The 21,623-nt window shown below is 36.4% G+C and carries 17 protein-coding genes; 16 read left to right on the plus strand and 1 reads right to left on the minus strand.

The genetic code is table 11. The features are described from left to right. Positions 1–267: 267 nt before the first annotated feature. The 11 genes from MT489_RS08615 (at position 268) to MT489_RS08665 (ending at position 13,421) form a co-directional block, all read left to right on the plus strand. Positions 268–1,227 (plus strand): AAA family ATPase, encoded by a 960-nt coding sequence (locus MT489_RS08615; RefSeq protein WP_244681136.1) that lies wholly within the window; start codon positions 268–270, stop codon positions 1,225–1,227. Next, positions 1,228–2,337, plus strand: coding sequence for a DUF58 domain-containing protein (locus tag MT489_RS08620; RefSeq protein ID WP_244681137.1), 1,110 nt, complete (start codon positions 1,228–1,230; stop codon positions 2,335–2,337). Between the two features lies 1 nt (position 2,338). Continuing rightward, positions 2,339–3,634, plus strand: a complete 1,296-nt coding sequence (locus MT489_RS08625) for a DUF4129 domain-containing protein (protein WP_244681138.1) — start codon at positions 2,339–2,341, stop codon at positions 3,632–3,634. Positions 3,635–3,695: 61 nt separating this feature from the next. Next, positions 3,696–4,583 carry an AraC family transcriptional regulator gene (locus tag MT489_RS08630; protein WP_244681139.1) on the plus strand — a complete coding sequence of 296 codons (888 nt, stop codon included), beginning with the start codon at positions 3,696–3,698 and terminating at the stop codon, positions 4,581–4,583. Positions 4,584–4,700: 117 nt separating this feature from the next. After that, positions 4,701–6,209 carry an alpha-glucosidase/alpha-galactosidase gene (melA, locus tag MT489_RS08635; protein WP_244681140.1) on the plus strand — a complete coding sequence of 503 codons (1,509 nt, stop codon included), beginning with the start codon at positions 4,701–4,703 and terminating at the stop codon, positions 6,207–6,209. A 406-nt stretch (positions 6,210–6,615) separates the two neighbouring features. Continuing rightward, positions 6,616–7,953 carry an ABC transporter substrate-binding protein gene (locus tag MT489_RS08640; RefSeq protein ID WP_370876419.1) on the plus strand — a complete coding sequence of 446 codons (1,338 nt, stop codon included), beginning with the start codon at positions 6,616–6,618 and terminating at the stop codon, positions 7,951–7,953. A gap of 70 nt (positions 7,954–8,023) precedes the next feature. After that, positions 8,024–8,968 (plus strand): carbohydrate ABC transporter permease, encoded by a 945-nt coding sequence (locus MT489_RS08645; RefSeq protein WP_244681142.1) that lies wholly within the window; start codon positions 8,024–8,026, stop codon positions 8,966–8,968. 1 nt (position 8,969) lies between these two features. Next, the gene (locus tag MT489_RS08650) at positions 8,970–9,812 is read left to right on the plus strand and encodes a carbohydrate ABC transporter permease (protein WP_244681143.1); all 843 of its coding nucleotides are present in this window, start codon (positions 8,970–8,972) and stop codon (positions 9,810–9,812) included. Positions 9,813–9,850: 38 nt separating this feature from the next. After that, the gene (locus tag MT489_RS08655; protein WP_244681144.1) at positions 9,851–10,465 is read left to right on the plus strand and encodes a YesL family protein; all 615 of its coding nucleotides are present in this window, start codon (positions 9,851–9,853) and stop codon (positions 10,463–10,465) included. 132 nt (positions 10,466–10,597) lie between these two features. Then, positions 10,598–11,761, plus strand: coding sequence for an MFS transporter (locus tag MT489_RS08660; protein WP_244681145.1), 1,164 nt, complete (start codon positions 10,598–10,600; stop codon positions 11,759–11,761). 55 nt (positions 11,762–11,816) lie between these two features. Beyond that, positions 11,817–13,421 carry an extracellular solute-binding protein gene (locus MT489_RS08665; protein ID WP_244681146.1) on the plus strand — a complete coding sequence of 535 codons (1,605 nt, stop codon included), beginning with the start codon at positions 11,817–11,819 and terminating at the stop codon, positions 13,419–13,421. 182 nt (positions 13,422–13,603) lie between these two features. On the opposite strand, the gene MT489_RS08670 is transcribed toward MT489_RS08665, so the two are convergent. Next, positions 13,604–14,452 carry an AraC family transcriptional regulator gene (locus MT489_RS08670; RefSeq protein ID WP_244681147.1) on the minus strand — a complete coding sequence of 283 codons (849 nt, stop codon included), beginning with the start codon at positions 14,450–14,452 and terminating at the stop codon, positions 13,604–13,606. A 138-nt stretch (positions 14,453–14,590) separates the two neighbouring features. On the opposite strand from MT489_RS08670, the gene MT489_RS08675 reads away from it, so the two are divergent. The 5 genes from MT489_RS08675 to MT489_RS08695 all read left to right on the plus strand — a co-directional run bounded on the left by MT489_RS08675 (position 14,591) and on the right by MT489_RS08695 (position 21,529). Then, the gene (locus MT489_RS08675; RefSeq protein WP_244681148.1) at positions 14,591–15,496 is read left to right on the plus strand and encodes an aldo/keto reductase; all 906 of its coding nucleotides are present in this window, start codon (positions 14,591–14,593) and stop codon (positions 15,494–15,496) included. A 30-nt stretch (positions 15,497–15,526) separates the two neighbouring features. After that, positions 15,527–16,540 carry a zinc-binding alcohol dehydrogenase family protein gene (locus MT489_RS08680; RefSeq protein ID WP_244681149.1) on the plus strand — a complete coding sequence of 338 codons (1,014 nt, stop codon included), beginning with the start codon at positions 15,527–15,529 and terminating at the stop codon, positions 16,538–16,540. A gap of 74 nt (positions 16,541–16,614) precedes the next feature. Then, complete coding sequence (locus tag MT489_RS08685; protein WP_244681150.1) at positions 16,615–18,072, plus strand: alpha-L-fucosidase; 1,458 nt, start codon at positions 16,615–16,617, stop codon at positions 18,070–18,072. A gap of 326 nt (positions 18,073–18,398) precedes the next feature. Continuing rightward, positions 18,399–19,577, plus strand: coding sequence for a sn-glycerol-1-phosphate dehydrogenase (locus MT489_RS08690; RefSeq protein WP_244681151.1), 1,179 nt, complete (start codon positions 18,399–18,401; stop codon positions 19,575–19,577). A 41-nt stretch (positions 19,578–19,618) separates the two neighbouring features. Continuing rightward, positions 19,619–21,529 (plus strand): glycoside hydrolase family 127 protein, encoded by a 1,911-nt coding sequence (locus MT489_RS08695; protein ID WP_244681152.1) that lies wholly within the window; start codon positions 19,619–19,621, stop codon positions 21,527–21,529. Positions 21,530–21,623: the final 94 nt, after the last annotated feature.

Genomic DNA, 21,623 nt, shown 5'->3' on the forward strand with positions numbered 1-21,623 from the left:
TTTGGCGATTCTATTAGCCGTTTTGGCGATTCTATTAGCCGTTTCGGAGATTCTATTAGCCGTTTCGGAGATTCTATTAGCTGTTTCAAAGAATCTATTTTCCATTCCTATATTTACGATTCTATTAAATTTTCGTATGAAAATTAGTTTTCCTTGAGCTGGTCTAACTCCAATCTACGATTCTAACATTATTTTCACAGATAAATAGTGTATAATTGAAATAATCAAAAATTTAACGTAATTTGCATGGAAAAGGAGTCGTGTTTTATGGAGTTGACAAAAATAAAAGATCTTGCAGATCAGGTAAAACAAAATATTCAACAAGTCATAGTGGGGAAAGAAGAAACGATTGATCAACTGCTTGTCGCACTTATTTCTTCGGGACATGTTCTTCTTGAAGATGTGCCGGGAACAGGAAAGACTCTACTTGCGAAATCGTTGGCGCAATCGCTATCTTGTTCTTGTAAACGCATCCAGTTCACACCTGACTTACTCCCGTCCGATGTGACAGGAATCAATTTTTATAATCAAAAAATAGGTGAGTTCGAGTTCCGTCAAGGACCTATTTTTTCAAATATCATTTTGGCTGATGAAATCAACCGTGCAACCCCACGTACTCAATCAAGCCTTCTTGAATGTATGGAGGAACAGCAAACGACGATTGATGGGGAGACACATATTCTCGAAAAACCTTTTCTCGTCATTGCGACTCAAAATCCTCTCGAAAGCCAAGGAACTTTTCCATTGCCAGAAGCACAGCTCGATCGTTTCTTATTAAAGTTAAACTTGGGGTATCCTTCCAAAGAAGAAGGGATCGCTATTCTAAAAAGATTTAAGGAAAGAAATCCGATTCATGAATTGCTGCCTATTGCTAGTAAGGAAGATATTGTAGAAGCTCAAAGACTGTATTCAAAAGTATATGTAAGTGACGATATGCTCAGTTATATGATGGAAATTATAGAAAAAACGAGAAATCACGAACATATTGAATTAGGTGTTAGCCCACGCGGAAGTCAGGCTTTACTTAAGGCTGTGCAAGTATATGCCTTATTAAAAGGTAGGGAATACGTGATTCCAGATGATGTGAAAGCGATGATTAAGCCTGTTTTAGCTCATCGTCTCATTTTAGCTCATACGATGAGGCTTCGTGAGAATCAAGCTCACCTATTATTAGATGAAATTATTGATCAGGTGGCGGTTCCGGCGGAAGAATTGACGGTGAAGTAAATGAATATTGCATGGTTTATTTTGATTACATTTGTTGTAGTCGGAGTCCAAGCTTATATCTATCATAAATGGGGTTTACGACGAATTGAATATACGCGGTCATTTAGCGAAAAAGCAGTTTTTGAAGGTGAAAAAGTGGAAATGATTGACGAAATTTCGAATAAAAAACTTCTTCCCATCCCATGGCTTCGACTAGAATCAAAAATAAGTGCCCATTTGCAATTCCAAAAAACATCCTCTACTGATAATGAAGTCAACAGTGGGGACTATCATCGCACGTTATTTAGCTTAATGCCATATCAAAAAGTGAAACGAAGACAGTTTTTGACTTGCGCAAAAAGAGGCCATTATCAATTTAAAACCGTGTCCCTCTCTACAGGTGATGCATTTGGAATTAGTGAGAGATTTACAAGCGTCTCATCAGCTGCGGAAATTATTGTGTATCCGCAATTAGTTCCATTGGAAAATATCCCATTACCTGCACATAGTTGGTTAGGAGATATTATCGTCCGAAGGTGGATTATTGAAGATCCCTTTTTAACAGCAGGTATTCGGGATTATGCATACGGGGATCCTTTAAATTCGGTTAACTGGAAGGCAACTGCTCGTACAAATCGCCTTCAAGTAAGCAAGAAGGATTATTCTGCAGATCATCACTTAATGATTTACATAAATTTTAATCAAACGGAAGATTTTCGTATTCCGATTATTGATGAATCCCTTATGGAACAAGCTATTTCTTACGCTGCATCCATCGCTCAATATGCTGTAGCAAATGGGATTGCGACTGGTTTTGGATGCAACGCTTATTTCGATGAAATGGATAAAAAACCGATTCGAATTGAACCTGAGAACAGTAAGCAACAGCTGACCTATTTATTTGAAACCCTGGCAAAAGTGAAAATAGGCACTAGCACATTTTTTGAATTTTTCTTACAGGAGGATGTGGATAGTCATATACAAGGGACCGATATCCTTATAATTACGGCTATCATTACTGATGGAATGAGGGAAATCATTAAAAAGCTAGAGGCACATGGAAATTCGGTAGAAGTTCTTCCTTTACAATCTGAAATTTTACTAAAAAAGGCGAATGAAAAGGTGGGATAACATGAAAAAACGTATAATTACACTCATTCAAGGATTGTTTGAATACCTCCTTTTCTTTCCGCTAGTTTTAATGTTTGGAATTTTTATTGTGCCCGAAAAGCTTTGGATTTGGATTGCTGTTTTAATCGGTTTGTTTATTGTAGGCGTTCTATTTAGATTAATATTTTCGCAACAAAAATGGTGGGTCTATGCCATATGTTCAATTGTATTTTCGATTATTCCAACGATATTATTTGGTCACTATATCTTGTCGTTAATTTTATTAAGTTTCATCCACCCAATCGTTATTTACCGTGGAATGATGTATGTAGGTCGCAATTGGGAAAGTCTTCTCCCTACATCATTTATGTGGTATGGAGGTTTTGGAATTTATTTTGTCGGCTACATTCTTTTCCGTTATGTTGAAAAATTTCAATCTTATTTAACTATTATTTCGATATGTGGAGCTGCTGTAGTTGTTATTATTCTTTTCATTTCAAATAGTGAGCAGTTGAAGGCATCAACTTTATCTAAAGATAAGAAACCTTTTATAAGTCGGGCCATTAAAACTCAAAATAGAGTGTACCTAATATTGACGGCTGCCGTAATCTTTCTATTAACAAACGGAAAAGTTGTACAAGAAGCAGTTTTACAAGCATTTAAAGGCTTCATTCAGCTGATTTTATGGTTAGTTGGGTCAGATCAAGGTGGGAAAGCTGTGGAGGAAACACCACCTCCAAACCAGATGGAACTTGGCCTCGAAAAAGGGGAGCCCAATGCCTTTTTAAAATTTCTAGAAATGATTTTCATGTACGTATTTTACGCTGTAATTGTTGTTCTAGCTGTGGGAATCCTTCTATTATTTATTAAAAGAGTAAGAATGTTAGTTAAAAAGTACCTTAGTAAATTCATCGCATTTTTGAAAAATATTATCTTTCGTTCATCAGAATTGGAAGAAGCTGGCCAATATATAGATGAAAAAGAAAGTGTTTTTGACTGGAAAGAATGGAAAGATGCCCAGAAGGATAAAGCAAAGGGGCTCTTTCAACAAATATTTAAGCGTGAACCAAGATGGGACTCCCTTACAAACGAGCAAAAGGTTCGATATGTATACAAGCAAATGTTGAAGCAAAATAAAAAAGAAATAGAGTACAAGGCATCCAAGACACCACGAGAAACTATTGAATTATTAAAGACGTTAGTAACGGAAAATACGTCATTAGAAGAATTGCGTGATGCATATGAACAAGTGCGGTATGGGAAGAAAAACGTGGAAGACAGTAAAATAAAAAATCTGCGATTATTAATTAAAGAATAAATGTTTAGGGATCATTGATGAGGTCCCTTTTAATTTTTCATAGGTTTTAAGGGGGAAAGAGATGAACATCACAAGCATTTTTCACCCGCTACTACTAAAAGAAAACTATTTTCCTAAAATTAATGCTTATTATTTCAAGCATTGGCAACCATATGAAATGGCTTTTCATGAGCATAAAGATGTGGAAATTATGTATGTGATTAATGGTGAATGCAAAGTTGAGACATTAACAGAAGCATTTACGTTAAAAAAAGGCGATTTTATTTTACTGGATTCGAATATTCCTCATCGGCTCGTTGTCGAAGCAGGTCATTCATGCAGAATGTTAAACGTGGAATTTTCATTCATTAAATCGAGTGGAAGCTTTCCGTCCATTAAGGAGATAGCACAAGAAAACACGGCGTTATCAGAGTTCCTGCACATGGATATTCCTTACATCGTTTTAAAAGATCCAAATGAAATCTACCACACTCTTAAAAATCTCGTTCTTGAAAGTGATAAAAAAGAAGATAAGCAGATGATGGTACAACTGCTTTTATCGCAATTACTTATTCAACTAGCAAGGATGGTAGTTGAAGATCACAAAATGAAAAAAGAAAATCAGCAAGCGAATGTATATATTAATCAAGCCATTGAATTTCTCCACCAAAATTATGACTGCGATTTAAAGTTAGAAGATATCGGAAAGGCTGTTAATCTGCACCCTGGATATCTACATAGAGTTTTTAAAAAACTGATGAATTGTACTATTATGGAATATTTAACCTATCTTCGAATGGACAAGGCAAAAGCACTTTTAGCCGATACAGATATCCCTGTTATTGAAATATCCCACTATGTTGGAATTAATAGTAGTCAATATTTTAGTCAAGTCTTTAAAAAGCATACAAATATGACGCCGATTGATTATAGAAGAACCTGCTCGAGTCAAATAGCAAAATTTCGCTAATCAAAAGTTAAGATTTTAAACATGCGGAGAACTGAAAAGTTATTATCCTGCAATATTCTGAATGCCATGATTGCTATGATGATAGCAATCAAATTTTTTTGAAAAGGAGATATGTTAATGTCATTTAAAGTGGCTTTTATTGGAGCAGGAAGTATTGGATTCACTAGAGGACTTTTACGTGACTTGCTGTCAATTCCTGAATTTCATAATATTGAAGTTGCCTTTACCGATATTAATGAGCGAAATTTGGACATGGTTACTCAGCTTTGCCAAAGGGATATTGATGAAAATGGCCTAAATATTAAAATTCAACCAACACTCAATCGCAGAGAGGCGTTTAAAGATGCGAAATACATTTTTTCCGTTGTCCGTATTGGTGGTCTTGAAGCTTTCCAATTGGACGTTGATATTCCTTTAAAATATGGAATTGATCAATGTGTAGGTGATACACTATGTGCGGGCGGAATTATGTATGGGCAGCGCGGAATTGCGGAAATGTTAGACATATGTAAGGATATTCGAGAAATGGCTGCTCCTGATGTACTTCTTCTTAATTATGCCAACCCGATGGCGATGATTACGTGGGCTTGCAATAAATATGGCGGGGTCAACACAATCGGACTTTGTCATGGTGTTCAAGGTGGACATTGGCAGATTGCAACAGCTCTTGGACTTAAGAAAGAAGAAGTTGATATTATTTGTGCGGGAATCAACCATCAAACTTGGTATATTAGTGTAAAACATAATGGGGAAGATTTAACACATAAAATATTGGAAGCGTTTGAAAGTCATCCCGAATTTAGTAAAACTGAAAAAGTCCGCATTGATATGTTAAGGCGATTTGGTTATTACAGTACTGAATCGAATGGTCATTTAAGTGAATATGTTCCTTGGTACCGCAAACGACCTGAAGAAATCAATGATTGGATTGATTTAGGCGTATGGATTAATGGTGAAACTGGAGGCTATCTGCGTGTTTGTACAGAAGGAAGAAACTGGTTTGAAACAGACTTTCCGAATTGGTTAAAAGAAAAACCAATGGAATACAAGCCGGAAAAACGAAGCGAAGAGCATGGCTCTTGGATTATCGAAGGACTTGAGACAGGTCGAGTGTACCGCGGTCACTTTAACGTTGTAAATAACGGAGTCATTTCGAATCTTCCAGAGGATGCAATCATTGAAGCGCCAGGCTATGTTGATAGAAATGGAATTAATATGCCTCATGTGGGTGATTTACCACTTGGTCCAGCAGCAGTTTGTAACATAAGTATATCTGTTCAAAGACTTGCAGTGGAAGCGGCAGTACATGGCGATGATTTCCTTCTTCGTCAAGCTATGATGATGGACCCGTTAACAGGTGCGGTATGTAATCCGAAAGAAATTTGGCAAATGACTGACGAGATGCTAGTGGCTCAGGAAAAATGGTTGCCACAATATGAGAAGGCAATCATCGAGGCAAAGGAACGCCTTGCTTTAGGTAATCTCATTCCTACGAAAGACGATTACAAAGGCGCAGCTCGTCTGAAAGTAAAATCGGTCGAAGAAATGGCTGAAGATCGTGAAGCGGCGAGTAAAAATGCCGGGGAAGCAGATAAGGCCAAGGAGCGGCCAGCGCAGGTGAAATAATATTAAACTAAAAGAGTGATTTGTCGTATTAACATGACAAGTTACTCTTTTTTTCGTCTTGAAAAATAAGCGTATAATATAACTATAAAAACCTATTGGTACGTATAGGTAATTCTATAAAAATACATAAATATACAACTACAACCTTTTTAAGGAGATGAATATGGATATTTTTGTCGAAAAAACTACTGTTAAATAAGACTTTTTGACTATGTTTCTTTAAATAAAATGGTTGACCATAATTATCGTAAATGATAACATGTTCGTACAGGTAAAAGAGTAAAGTTATCACCACTTGTACAACAACTATACCGATAAATACTACGGAGGTGTGAGTTTTCAATTTTTTTGAAAGCGTTTCCTGGTTACTGAGTGATGTGTTAAATAACAGGGGGGATAAATGGTGATAAAAAAGAGTCTTTTCATTTTACTTATTGGATTAATGTCAATTGTTCTTGTAGCTTGTGGTGGTAAGAAATCAGGCTCAGATTCTGGAGAAGCTACAGAAAGTGTTGTTGTTGGAGATGATATTAAAGGAGCGACAGAATTAAGCTTTTGGACGTTTGCCTCCTTGCATATGGAGTTTTTTGAAGAAGCTGCCAAACGCTGGAATGAAGAGAATTCTGACAAGCCGATTAAACTAAAAGTAGAAACATATCCATATGATCAAATGCATAATAACCTTCTTTTAGCACTACAATCTGGTAAAGGTGCCCCTGATATAGTGGATATTGAAATCAGCCGTTTCCCAAATTATTTGCAAGGGGAGCCGCAATTATTGCCGATGAATCAGTTTGTTGAGCCTGAAATCGATAATTTTGTTAAAGCTCGTTTGGAAATATATAGTAAAGACGGTCAATATTACGGAATGCCAACACATGTCGGTGCATCAGTCATGTATTATAACAAAGAAATTATGGATGAAGCCGGAGTAGATATTGATTCCATTAAAACATGGGATGACTACGTAGAAGCTGGAAAACAAGTAGTTGCAAAAACTGGAAAAATGATGACGAATGTCACTACAGGTGATTACATACCTATGTGGGCTATGATTAGCCAACAAGGTTCAGACTGGTTTGATAAAAATGGGGAAGTTACTGTTGATAGTCCAGAAAATATAAAAGCACTTCAATTTCTACATGACCTTGTTTATGTGCATAAAATTGCTGAATTGACTCCAGGAGGGCAGCCTCACGCGGAAGAATATTACGCTTATATGAATGAGGGTGGAGCTGCATCCATCTCAATGCCATTATGGTATATGGGTAGATTTATAGATTACATGCCAGATTTAAAAAATAAAATGGTCATTCGTCCGATGCCGGCTTGGGAGCCAGGTGGATTCCGTTCAGCAGGTATGGGTGGAACAGGGACAGTTGTAACGAATCAAACGAAACACCCTGACCTTGCGAAAGAGTTTTTGGCATTTGCAAAGCTTTCAAAAGAAGCAAACATTAAATTATGGACGGTTCTAGGTTTTGACCCGCCACGCTGGGATGTATGGGAAAGCGATGAGGTTAAACAAGATAATAAGTTCTACCAATATTTTGGCAATGATATTTTCGATACGCTTTTAGAAATTCGTGAAGAAATCAATCCTGTTAATATCACTTCACAAACACCTGAGGTACAAAATGAAATCAATACTGTTACATTTGACAGTGTCCTGAGACAACAAACGAAGACAGCAGAAGAAGCATTGAAAGAAGCGGCAGATAAAATTAGAAGCAACAAGCAGTAAATGAATACTTGATAGGGCAGGACCATTGCCTGTCCTATCAAGTAATTAAGAAATGACGAGGTGGTATCTTATGTTACCAACACCGCGAAGTGCTGCAACAGAAATTGCACCAATAAAGAGCCCGAATAAAATTTTAAAGTTTTTAAACTCTAAAAAAGTTGTACCTTATATATTCGTAACCCCGTTTGTTCTTTCGTTTTTCGTTTTTACATTTTATCCAGCAATCAAAGCATTCATTATGAGTTTTCAAAGTATTTTGCCTGGACAAATCACTTACGTAGGATTCAAGAATTATTCCCGAATTTTTAATCCCACATTTTATAAAGCTTTATCAAATACGACCATTTATGTGGTGTTGACTGTTGTCATATTAGTAACTGTTCCGATTGTATTGGCAGTTTTACTAGACTCAAAGTTAGTGAAATTCAAAGTCTTGTTTAGAGCTTCTTTATTTATTCCGGCATTAACCTCCACGATTGTTGCAGGTATGGTTTTCCGATTGTTATTTGGAGAAACTGACAGCGCAGCTGCTAACCAATTAATGAATTGGCTTGGTCTGAACTCTGTTGAATGGCGTTATCATGCGTGGTCTGGCATGCTTTTGATGGTTTTGCTCTGTTGTTGGCGTTGGATGGGAGTCAATATTTTATACTTTCTCGCTGCATTACAGACTGTTCCAAACGAATTATATGAAGCGGCTGATATTGATGGTGCATCTAGGTTCCAAAAATTTCGCTACGTAACTCTGCCATTTTTAAAACCAGTTACAATTTTTGTGTCAACCATTTCAATCATTGGTGGCTATCGGATGTTTGAAGAGAGTTTCGTTTACTGGAGTGGTGGCTCTCCTGGTAATATCGGATTAACAGTTGTAGGATATCTTTATCAGCAAGGTATTCAGCAAAATAATATGGGATTCGGTGCTGCAATTGGTGTCGTATTGATGATTATTATCTTTATTATTAGTTTCATTCAGTTAATCCTCACCGGAGCATTTAAAAGGGGAGATGAATAATATGAAACCGACAAAAAAGGACCTAGGACTCAAATGGGTGATTAATGTGTTTTTTGTAATCGTATCATTGATCGCTTTGTTCCCAATTTTGAGTTTGCTGCTTTCTTCCTTTAGACCTTCATCCGAACTGATGCGGAACGGAATTAGCTTAACTTTTGATCCGAGTTCATTGAATATGGACAACTATATCTATATTTTTACAGTGGCCGGGAATTATTGGGACTGGTACGGAAATAGTTTAGTCATTTCAGCTATTACTATTGTTCTATCTTTATTTTTCTCATCAATGGTAGGATACGCTCTTGCATTATATGATTTTAAAGGGAGAAATCTTTTGTTTTTACTCGTTTTATTTATTTTAATGGTTCCCTTTGAAATTTTAATGCTGCCGCTTTACCAACTCATGATCAGCTGGCAGTTAATTAATACATATACGGCTGTTATGTTGCCTGCGATTGTTGCACCAATTGCTGTTTTCTTTTTTAGGCAATTTGCACTTGGGTTACCTAAAGAATTAATGGATGCTGCAAGAATTGATGGATCGACGGAGTATGGAATCTTTTTTAAAATTATGTTGCCATTAATGACGCCATCTTTAGCTGCGATGGCAATATTACAAGGATTAGGAAGCTGGAACAACTTCTTATGGCCGCTTATCGTTTTACGTTCAAATGACATGTTTACCTTGCCGATTGGATTAGCGACATTGTTGACGCCATATGGGAATAACTATGATATATTGATTGCTGGTTCCGTTATGACGATTTTACCAATCATCGTATTGTTTATCTTTTTCCAACGTTATTTTGTGACAGGGCTTACAGTTGGAGGGGTAAAAGGATAGAATAGAGTGATAGAAGATTGATTAAGGGTGACTGCAACATGGATGGTAAACAAATCATAACCTCTCTCGATAGAATCATGCATTGGGTTATGCGTTTCGCAATTCTGAACGTATTATGGTTCCTATTTTCATTGCTCGGTCTATTCGTAGCAGGTATTTTTCCTGCCACGGTTGCTGCTCTTGGAGTAGCAAGAAAGTGGATTACCGGAAATGATGAGATTCATATTTATAAAACGTTTAGAGAGATTTATAAGCAAGAATTTAAAAGTGCTAATTTAATAGGTTGGATGCTTATGATTGGTGGCTTGGTGCTTTATATAAATTATCGGGTAATGGTTAACGCAACAAACGAAATTATGTTTATCATTCCATTTGCTTTCTATCTTTTAGTTTTTTTCTTTACGATTACTGCTTTATGGTCATTTCCATTAATGGCTCATTATGAATCGAAGTGGCATATTCATATAAAAAATGCCTTCATTATTGGGATTTCAAAGATCCATTATACCCTTTTACTTGGCATGGTCTTTTTCATTGTGTTTTATATTTCTTTAGAGATTCCTGCTTTTATTCTTTTCTTTTCGGTTGGCATTGGGTTAGCAGGGTGTATGTGGGTAGCCATGCAGGTTTTTAAACAATTGGATAAAAATTAAATCGCTTTCTTTCCTTACAGACTTTTGGTATTCTAATATTAACGTAATTCAAAAAAATATAAAAATTATTGATGGAGTCAGTCCCTTTCGCTTGTTGGTAAGGGGCTGACTCCTATGTATGGGGGAAAAAGTATGAACAGAAAACTTTTTACGTATGCCATCAATTTCACCATTTTAGTGTTTGGATTGCAAATGACAATGCTTGGACCTTTGATTGAAAAAATGTCCGATTCTTTTCATTTGTCTATAGCGCAAATGGGGTCTTTCTTTTCGGTTTCTGCTGCTGGATTTACAGTAGCGATTATATTTGGAGGAATCATTTCCGATCGGATCGGGAAAAAGCGAGTAGTTGTTTGGGCAGGATTTGGATTTGCGAGTTCTCTCCTATTATTCTCCATATCTCCTTATTTTGCTCTTTCTATTATTTTGTTTTTTCTAGTAGGTGGTTTCGGAGGTGTCATCGAGAGTACTCTTAGTGCCATCGTAGCAGATGTCAATCCGGGGAATGAAAGACGAGCAGTGACCTTTGCCCATGTTTTCTTCGGAGTTGGCGCCATTATCGGTCCTACTTTTTCTGGGTGGTTAATCGATTCACAATTTTCATGGAATACCGCCTACTTAGTCGCAGCTATCTTAGCTTTTGCTGCTGTTATATGGGTAACAAGCTATGAGTATCCAGAAGTTGAGACGGATGGAAGTTTTGATATTTCGGCATTTAAAAACATTCTAGGGAATAAAAGCTTTATCTTGCTTTGTATCGCTATAGCACTTTATGTAGGGGTAGAAACAACTGCTTGGGGTTGGACTCCGAAACATTTAACAGATTTGAATTATGATCAAACGTTTGCAGGTTTTATGGTAGGTTTATTATGGTTTGGAATTACAATCGGTCGTTTTATTTCAGCTTGGTTGGCGGAAAAATTTTCAAATAAAATTCTTGTGAGTGGATTATGCTTCATATCGATTATGGGACTAGTCGCACAAGTATTCCCGGTATTTAACTCAGTTGCTCCAGTAACATTGTTTCTAATGGGTCTCGGTTTTTCCGGAATATGGCCGCTTGTAGTTTCACAAGCAGGAACGATGTTTTCATCGAAATACTCTGGAACTGCTTTTGGTCTAGCCGTTGCAGCAGGTGGAATTGGTGGGATGACCATTCCTTATATATTTGGATTTATCGCTGAGCATGTTCAAATGGGTGTTTTGTTTGGGATATTATCATTACCTCTCATATTAATCATATTCATCAGCTATTCGTTAGAAAAATCAGAAAAAGTTGAAAAATCAGCAGCATAGTCTTCCAAAACTTGGTATCATTAAACTAGCTAATAGTGAAGAGTGGGGGAATAAGGTGAAAAAGAACCTTTTAGCTTTTTTATTGATAACCATTTGTATGTTTATGTTGGCGGGCTGTATCAGCATTGGTACTATGAAAAAAAGTAAGGTAAAGCTAAATGCTATTATCGTTAAACATCCATTAACTCAAGATGTAGCCAATATGAATTGGCTCAAAGAAGCGGAGAAAAATGCGGGTGTGGAAATTGAATGGCAGGAAGTAACTTCAGACTGGGAAAAAATAAAACAAGAAATGCTATTAAGTGGGGAAATTCCCGATTTAATCATTGGTTCAAACGCAATAACTGATGCGGAATTTGCGCAATATCCTAGCTTGTTTGAAGATTTGCCGGAGTTAATTGAAAAGCATGGCCCGAACGTTCTGCAAATGTTTCAAGATAAGCCTGAAACGCAAATGATTGCGACCCAACTCGATGGAAAAATTTATGGATTGCCGAAGTATCAACCATTTGGAACGGAAACGGCAACGAGACAATTTATAAATAAGCAATGGTTAGATAACTTAGGTTTGGATGTACCAACAACATGGGATGAATTGTTTGCTGTTTTAGTAGCATTCAAAGAAAATGATGCAAATGGTAATGGAGATTCAAATGATGAAATCCCAATGGATTTTGCTCCACTTGAAATGGGAGGATTTCATTTCTTTCATCCGACTGTTTTATTAGGAAGTGTTGGAATTACAATTACTAATGGTGGAGGGCAAGGGTATTTTGTTGAAGATGGTGTAGTGAAGAACTTTTTCGTAGATGAACGTGCTAAGGAATTGATTACATTTTTACATAAATGTTGGGAAGCCGGTGTATTAACCGAAGACATTATTTCCCGCGATTATGCGACATATCAATCCGTTGCGCGTGGCAATGGTGATATAGCAAACGTTGGCTTTACATGGGGCTGGGAAATATCAGAACGATTTGGAAATACACTCGCCCCGCAATATATTTCGTTGCCATCCTTGCAAGTTTCATCAAGCTCCGACAAACAAGTTTCTTGGAGCTATGATTACTACGGATTGACGTATGGATCGAATATGGTTCAGATGTCCGCTAACGCCAAAGACAAGGACGCAGCAATGAAATTCATTAACGAACTATATGACCCAATTGTAAGTATGCAAGTCTTATTTGGTTCTATCGGAGCAAATATTTCCGATAATGGAGACGGAACTTACACGGTACTTCCACCTGAGGACCTTGGAATGGATCCAGCAACATGGAAATGGACAACGACTTGGGGAGATTATGGTCCGATGTATATACCGGATTCTTTGCAGCTAACACCTAGTGCTGATTTAGAAGCTGTTATTGATCAAACAAAACCATTGAAACCAGCCCTTGATTCAATTGATAAAGAAAAAAGCCTATATCCTGAGATTTTTATAAAATATAGTCCAGAAGATTACTATATATTAACACAGCTTAATACCGCCTTAATGAATTTTTCGATGGGAGCTTTCGGAAAATGGATAACAGAGGGTGGTATAGATGAAGAATGGGATCAATACGCACAACAGTTAGAAAGCATAGGGATTACAAGATCGATAGATATGATGCAAAAGTATTATGATGAATATCAAGTAAATAAGATAGAATTTTAAATGGTATGAAGAGAAAAATAAAAAGAATCTTTCTCTCAGACGTTTTGTACTTTTGCTCTGCTTCTCGAAAGAAAAATAAATATTAATTGTCCAAAAATTGAGAGTGAGAGATGAAATCTCACTCTATTTTTGTAGTTAACTGTAAAAATTCCAATACCTTAATTAAAGAGTTAGTATCAAGTTTAGTATTGAATATTAAATCTATACTCTTTAGGTGTCTTTCCAGTAATACTTTTGAAAGTTCTATAAAAATGGGGCATACTCTGATACCCACATTGATGGGCGATGGAATGAATCGGTTCATTTGTCGAAAGAAGCATTTCCTTCGCCCAGATTATACGTTTTGTTGTGATGTAATCAGTAATGTTCATTCCAATAAAATCCTTAAATTCTCTACTTAAATGAGCAGGTGAGACGGAGACGGTTTTGGCAATTGTTTTTAAATCTAGTTTTTCACCTAAATGTTTATCAATATATATTAGACTGTTCTTTAGCCATTCGGGTTCAAGGTTTCCAATTCTTTCATTTTGCTTTAAACAATGCCTATTCAATTCTAGCAATAATAAATGCAACAGTAGTACAATTGCCTCCCAACTATCCACTCGTTGATACCTATATTCTTTTTCTATCTCCATTAGAAAGTTTTCGATCTTATCATTTTTGTTTGTTGTAAGAGAATAGCGATATTCTTGGTCTTTTTTACTTTTATCTATAATTCCTCCAATTGATAGACTCCTAAAAAAAGTAGATTGAGCGATGATGGAAGGATGAAAAAATAAAGCGGTGGAAGTGATTGGATTTTTCGAATCAGGTACTGCTCGATGAATCGTATTTGCAGGTAATACAAAAATATCCCCATTGGACATTTCATAGAAATGCTGATTAATAAAAAAAGTGCCTTTTCCACTGTAAACATAAACAATCTCATGCCAATCATGAACATGATCGGGCAACTCATGATCAGGCTGCTTTGTATCTTGGAAAACAATATGAATAAAATCACTTTCAATTGATTTTGTTAGAGGTTTCATGTCACACCACGATTATTTTAATTTTCTAACATTATATCAAAAAAAGGTACATAAAGGACAAAAATAGATATTTTTATAACATTATTACTTTGCTACTATTAATTGAAAGCGTGAACATTTTACAAAGAAGGTGAGAGATTGGAATACCGTACATTAGGAGAAACAGGATTATCTGTTTCAGCACTTAGCTTTGGAGCCTCGTCCCTTGGGTCTGTCTTTCGAAATATTTATGAAACTGAAGGAATAAAGACAGTCCATACAGCTATTGATTTAGGCGTTAATTTAATAGATGTTTCACCTTATTATGGGTTAACAAGGGCTGAGACAGTACTCGGAAAAGCGTTAAAGACAGTTTCGAGAGATAAGTATTATTTATGTACAAAAGCTGGTAGGTACGGAGAAAACGATTTTAATTTTTCACATGAGAGAATCATTAAAAGTGTAGACGAAAGTTTGCAACGGCTCCATGCAGATTACTTAGATATACTTTTACTTCATGATATCGAGTTTGGTGATAGATCCCAAATAGTTAATGAGGGGATTCCCGCTCTTCATGACTTAAAGAAAGAAGGTAAGATTAGATTTTTTGGTGTTTCTGGCCTTCCTTTATCAATTTTTACAGATATGGTGAAACAAACTAATTTAGATGTGATTTTATCCTATTGTCACTTTACGATCAATGATACATCTCTTGAAGATATTCTACCTCTTATGAGTAAAACAAAGACTGGAGTAATAAATGCATCACCTTTAGGGATGGGGCTACTTAGTCAAAGAGGTGCTCCTGAATGGCATCCTGCAAGTGAGAGAATAAAAAGTGTATGCCAAAAAGCAGTCGATTTTTGCAACTTGCAAGGGGTACCTATCGAAAAACTCGCAGTACAGTTCTCTGTAAATAATAAAAGCATACCAACCACATTAATTAGCACAGCAAATCCTAAAAATGTTAAAAATAATATCCGGTGGGTTGAAGAACCAATGGATGAAGGACTGCTTACAGAAGTACAGAAAATACTGGAGCCCATTCATAACGAAACTTGGTAAAGATTGTATTAATAGTAGAAAGGTGAAATGATGAGATCAATTATATGTCAAGAGCCATATATCTTCAAAATGACAAATAGTGAAAAAACAGAATGTCATCCAGGAGAAGCGTTAGTACAAATAAAGAGAATTGGTATTTGTGGGACAGATCTTCATGCTTTTAGAGGAAATCAGCCTTTTTTTACATATCCGCGAATTCTTGGACACGAACTATCTGGAATTGTAGAAAAGGTAAACAGTGACAACTCCGAAATAAAGGTTGGCGATCAAGTATCTATTCTTCCTTATTTAGAATGTGGAAAATGTTTTGCTTGCCGATCAGGGAAAACAAATTGTTGTTCTACACTATCTGTATTTGGAGTTCATGAGGACGGAGGAATGAGAGAGTATATTTCCGTACCAGTTGATCATTTAATCGAAACAAATAATCTAACCCTAGATGAAGCTGCGTTGATTGAACCGCTAAGTATAGGTGCTCATGCTGTGAGAAGGGCATCATTACGTAAGGGAGAAAAGGTTCTTGTAATCGGAGCTGGTCCCATCGGATTAGCGGTGATGACATTTGCAATACTGGAAGGCGCTACTGTCGTTGCAATGGACATTAATGAAGAACGATTAAAATTTTGTTTATCAGAGATAGGTGTATTCGACTCAATTGTTCCGAATGAAGAAAGCATTACAAAATTACGGGGAATGTTTAATGGAGAGCTACCAGAAACGGTGTTTGATGCAACAGGAAATGTTCACTCAATGAACTCGTCCTTTCAATATCCAGAGCAAGGAGGCAAACTTATTTTTGTTGGTTTGGTAAATGATCAAATTACTTTTTCAGATCCCGAGTTTCATAGAAAGGAATTGACATTACTGAGCAGTAGAAATGCAACTAAGGATGATTTTTTTTATGTTAAACAATCCTTAGAAAAGAGCAATATAAATATAAATGAATTTATTACACATCGTTGTACCTTTGAAGAGCTGCCATCTACTTTTAATGAATGGTTAAAATCGGAATCTAAAGTAATCAAAGCAGTGGTAGAAATATAAGATTAGTATTAAAGAATAGAGTTTTAAAATAGGTCTGGTCTACAAACCCGACTACTTTTGGAGGGGATTCTAAAATGAAAAAAGAAGAGTATCTAAAAACTATTGATGAAGTTATTGCGAATGGTCCATTCAAACCTGATTGGAATTCACTATCCGAGTTTAAAGTTCCTAATTGGTACCGTAGTGCAAAGTTTGGAATTTTTATTCATTGGGGAGTGTATGCTGTCCCAGCTTTTAAAAATGAATGGTATCCCAGAAATATGTATATCCAAGGAACTGATGAGTATAAACACCATATTGAAGTATATGGAGAACATAAAGAATTCGGTTATAAAGATTTTATCCCTTTATTTAAAGCAGAAAATTTTAATGCAAGTGAATGGGCAGATTTATTTAAGGCATCTGGTGCAAGATACATAATGCCAGTAGCGGAACATCATGATGGTTTTCAAATGTATAAGAGTGATATATCATCATTTAATTCTTTTGAAATGGGACCTAAAAGAGATCTTTTAGGAGAGATGAAAGAAGCCTTTGAAAAACAGGACTTACAGTTATGTGTTTCTTCTCATAGAGCTGAACACTGGTTCTTTATGTCACATGGGAAGGAATTTGATTCCGATATTAAAGAACCGCTTAAAGTAGGGGACTTTTACTGGCCAGCTAGTCGAGAACCAGAATTTCAGGATTTATATGATTCTCCACCAAATCAAGAGTATTTAGAAGACTGGTTGATTCGTTGCTGTGAATTAGTAGATCGTTATCAACCAAAAATTTTCTATTTTGATTGGTGGATTCATCATTCTGCCTTTAAATCCTATATTAAAAAGTTTGCGGCTTATTATTATAATCGAGCGGCTGAGTGGGGATATGATGTAGCTATCAACTATAAACACGATGCATTCATGTTAGGTACAGCCGTTCCAGATGTAGAAAGAGGACAATTCTCGGATATGAAGCCATATTTTTGGCAAACAGATACAGCAGTTGCACGCAATTCTTGGTGCTATACTCCTAATAACAATTACAAATCACCCATAGAAATCATTCAAGATTTAGTAGATATCGTTAGTAAAAATGGAAGTCTTCTATTAAATATCGGACCAAAAGCAGACGGCACGATTCCAGAAGAAGACAAAAACATCTTAATGGCTATTGGTGATTGGTTAAAAGTGAACGGTGAAGCTATTTACGATACTTCTTACTGGAGGATTTTTGGAGAAGGACCTACTCAAGTAGAGGAGGGTCAATTTACTGACCATACAGCTAAAAAGTTTACTAGTGAAGATATTCGTTTTACAAGCAAAGGAAGCTATTTATATGCGACCATATTAGTTTTTCCTGAGGATGGGCAAGTCCAAATAAAATCACTTAAAGAAAAATCAACATATTTCCATGGGATTATTAAGAATGTAAGTATTATTGGCTTTAATGAGCAACCTTCTTGGGAGAGAAATGAGGAAGCACTAGTTATTCAAACTAAGACAGTACAAAGTTTATATCCCGTTGTTTTAAAGATTGAAATAGATTGACTTAGAACATGAATGTGTAATGAGGTTAACAAACGTAATAAAAAAAACTCCTCAAAAGTAGAAAGAGTACTTATATGGGGAGTTTTTTGTAATACTTGTCAATTTTCTTCTTATTCTAATCAAAAATAAGAAAGGGTAAGTGTGTTTTAAAGTTTAGATTGTTTCTACTATATTAGTTTTAAGCGCTTATGCGTACAGGTATTCAGATTTGGAAAAGTTTATTTTACTTTTATTGTAAAACAACTAGAATAACTCCCATAAACAATTGAACTATCAAGCGAAAAATGGTAACATGTTCGTACAAGTAAAGCGAAAGGAAGGCTTTTATGAATTTGGAAGAAATGATTGCGGAAATAGAAGCTTTAGGTAAGACATGTAATTGTGGTAATAACCATAATCATATTTCGATTGAAACGATGTTTATTGGGACCGATGCTTTTGCAAAATGCTCATCATTTCTTTTAGAAAAAAAGTTTAAGCGTGTCCTTTTATTAGCGGATCAAAACACATATGTTGCTGCAGGAGAAAAACTGGGGAACACTTTGCGAGAATTAAATTTTGAATATTCGGTATGTATTATTGAATCAAATAAAATCGGAGATATAGTGGCTGATGAAGTAGCCATTGTACAAGCACTATTGGAAATCGATAACAGCATCGATGCCCTCTTAGCTGTTGGCTCTGGTACGATTCACGATATTACAAGATTTTGTAGTGCTAAATCAGGAAAACCTTTTATTTCGATTCCGACAGCGGCTTCGGTAGATGGTTTTACTTCCTTAGGTGCTCCACTAATAGTCCGTGGAGTAAAAAAGACGTTTCAAACTGTATCTCCGATCGCTCTTTTTGCAGATATTGAAGTGCTTATGAATGCACCAAAAGAAATGACTGCGGCTGGATTTGGTGATATGTTGGCAAAATACACATCACTTGCTGATTGGAATTTTGGTAGATTGATAGCTGACGAACCATTTTGTCCACTTGCTGCATCTCTTACGAAGGAAGCTTTAGAAAATTGTGTAGAAAAAGTAGATGAAATAGCTCTAGGGGAAGAAGAAGGAATTCGCATTTTACTTGCTTCCCTCATTCAGTCGGGACTTGCCATGCTTTTGTTTGGACAATCACATCCCGCATCTGGCGGAGAACATCATCTTTCACATTACTGGGAAATGGAATTTTTACAAAAGAACCGTCACCAAGTGTTACACGGTGCAAAGGTCGGGGTCAGTTCCGTTCTTCTCGCAAATCTTTACCGTGATTGGTTTTCATCAGGGGAGCTTTTACCAAAAGCATTAAACAATCGAAGCGAAAAAATAGCTGAGATTATTTCATCGATACCTACAACTGAGCAAGTAGCTGGCCTTTTAAAAAAGGTAGGTGGTCCGTCGACGCCCGAAGAATTAGGCATTAACAATGAATTAGTTGAAAGAAGTTTAAAGGAAGCCCATTTATTAAGAAATCGTTTTACAATGTTGAAATGTTATAACATCAAGCTCAGTCAGTAAATAGAATTTTATAGAATAAAAATTCATAGGAGCTGAAAAAGATGGCAGGTCAACCAAAAGTAACTGATTCGTTCTGGCGCAGGTATATGGATGTTGTTCGTGACGAAGTTATCCCTTATCAGTGGGAGGCTTTAAATGATCGTATAGAAGGAGCAGCTAAAAGCCATGCAATTGAAAATATTCGAATTGCAGCTGGTGAAGCAGAAGGAGAGTTTCATGGGTTTGTTTTTCAAGACAGTGATGTTGCGAAATGGTTAGAAGCTGTTGCATATAGTTTGGCAGCGGATCCAAATCCTGAACTGGAAAAAACGTCAGATAAATTAATTGAATTACTTGGTAGAGCGCAGCAGGAAGATGGTTATTTGAACACATATTTTACTGTAAAAGAACCAAATGCTAGATGGACGAACTTACGAGATCAACATGAATTATATTGTGCGGGTCATATGATTGAAGCAGCTGTTGCCTACTATGAAGCGACGGGTAAACGTACATTATTGGATATCATGTGCAGATTTGCAGATTATATTGATTCTGTTTTTGGAGAACAAGAAGGGAAAATCAAAGGATACGATGGTCACCAGAAAATCGAACTCGCACTAGTTAAATTATATGAAGTAACTGGAAATAAAAAATACTTAAATTTGAGTCAGTTTTTTATTGAAGAGCGTGGGAAAGAACCACATTTTTTTGATAGAGAAAGCGAAGCAAGAGGTGATACTAAACCATTTTGGTATTTTAGCAGTTATAAGTACAGCCAGTCCCATTTACCTGTCCGCGAGCAAAAAGAAGCGGTTGGCCATTCTGTTCGTGCAATGTATATGTACGCAGCGATGGCAGATCTTGCTGAAAAGTTAGGTGACGACTCTTTAAAAGAAGCGTGCAAGCGTCTTTGGGAGAATGTGACGAATAAGCAAATGTACATAACAGCAGGGGTTGGATCTAGTGAGTTTGGTGAGGCATTTAGTTTCGATTACGACCTCCCGAATGACCTCTCTTACACAGAAACATGTGCTTCCATTGGATTAGTGTTTTGGGCTAGAAGAATGCTTAATTTAGAAGCAAATTCGTCATATGCCGACGTGATGGAAAGAGCTCTATATAATGGAACAATAAGTGGAATGGACCTCGATGGAAAAAAGTTTTTTTATGTAAATCCACTAGAGGTTTGGCCGGATGCTTGTTCAAGGCACGATAAAAGACATGTGAAACCAGTTCGCCAAAAATGGTTCAATTGTGCTTGCTGTCCACCCAATCTAGCTAGGTTAATCAGTTCAATTGGTCAATATATTTATACAGAGCGCAATGATGGAATTTTTGTAAATCTTTATATGGGGAACGAAGCGGAATTCGATGTAAAAGGCAGAAAAGTCACCATTACACAGAAAACAGAGTACCCATGGGATGGAACAGTCTCCATATCTGTTTCTCCTGAAGAACCCACAGAATTTTTGATTGCATTAAGAATCCCTGGTTGGTGCAGGAAAGCGCAACTAAAAGTAAATGGAGAAAACGTAGCGATCGAAAATACCGTTAACGGATATGTTTATTTGAATCGAACATGGAGTGAAAATGATTATATTGATCTTATATTAGACATGCCGATAGAGCGGATTAAAGCACACCCACGTGTAAGAGAAAACGCTGGGAAAACAGCTTTGCAGAGAGGTCCTGTAGTGTACTGCCTTGAAGAAGTAGATAACGGTACTAACTTGCCGAATATCTTTTTGCCAAAGAGTACTAGATTGGAAGCACATTTTGATAGCGAACTATTAGGTGGTATAGTCGTAATCGAGGCAGAAGCTAGTAGATTAGAAGATTCAGAATGGGGTCCAGCCTTATATAAACCAGCTGAAGAAACATTTAAACCACATAGGTTATCAGCCATCCCATATTTTGCTTGGTGTAATCGTGATCCAGGAGAAATGCTAGTTTGGGTGAATGAGAAATAAGTATTAATTCCAAAGGCTGTACCCTTTGATCTAAAAGCTGAGGATTTTAGATTAAGGGACAGCCTTTATATAAATTAATGAGAGATTATTGTTA

Origin of the sequence: Lederbergia wuyishanensis (assembly GCF_022900255.1) — a bacterium.
Taxonomy (GTDB): domain Bacteria; phylum Bacillota; class Bacilli; order Bacillales; family Bacillaceae_C; genus Lederbergia; species Lederbergia wuyishanensis.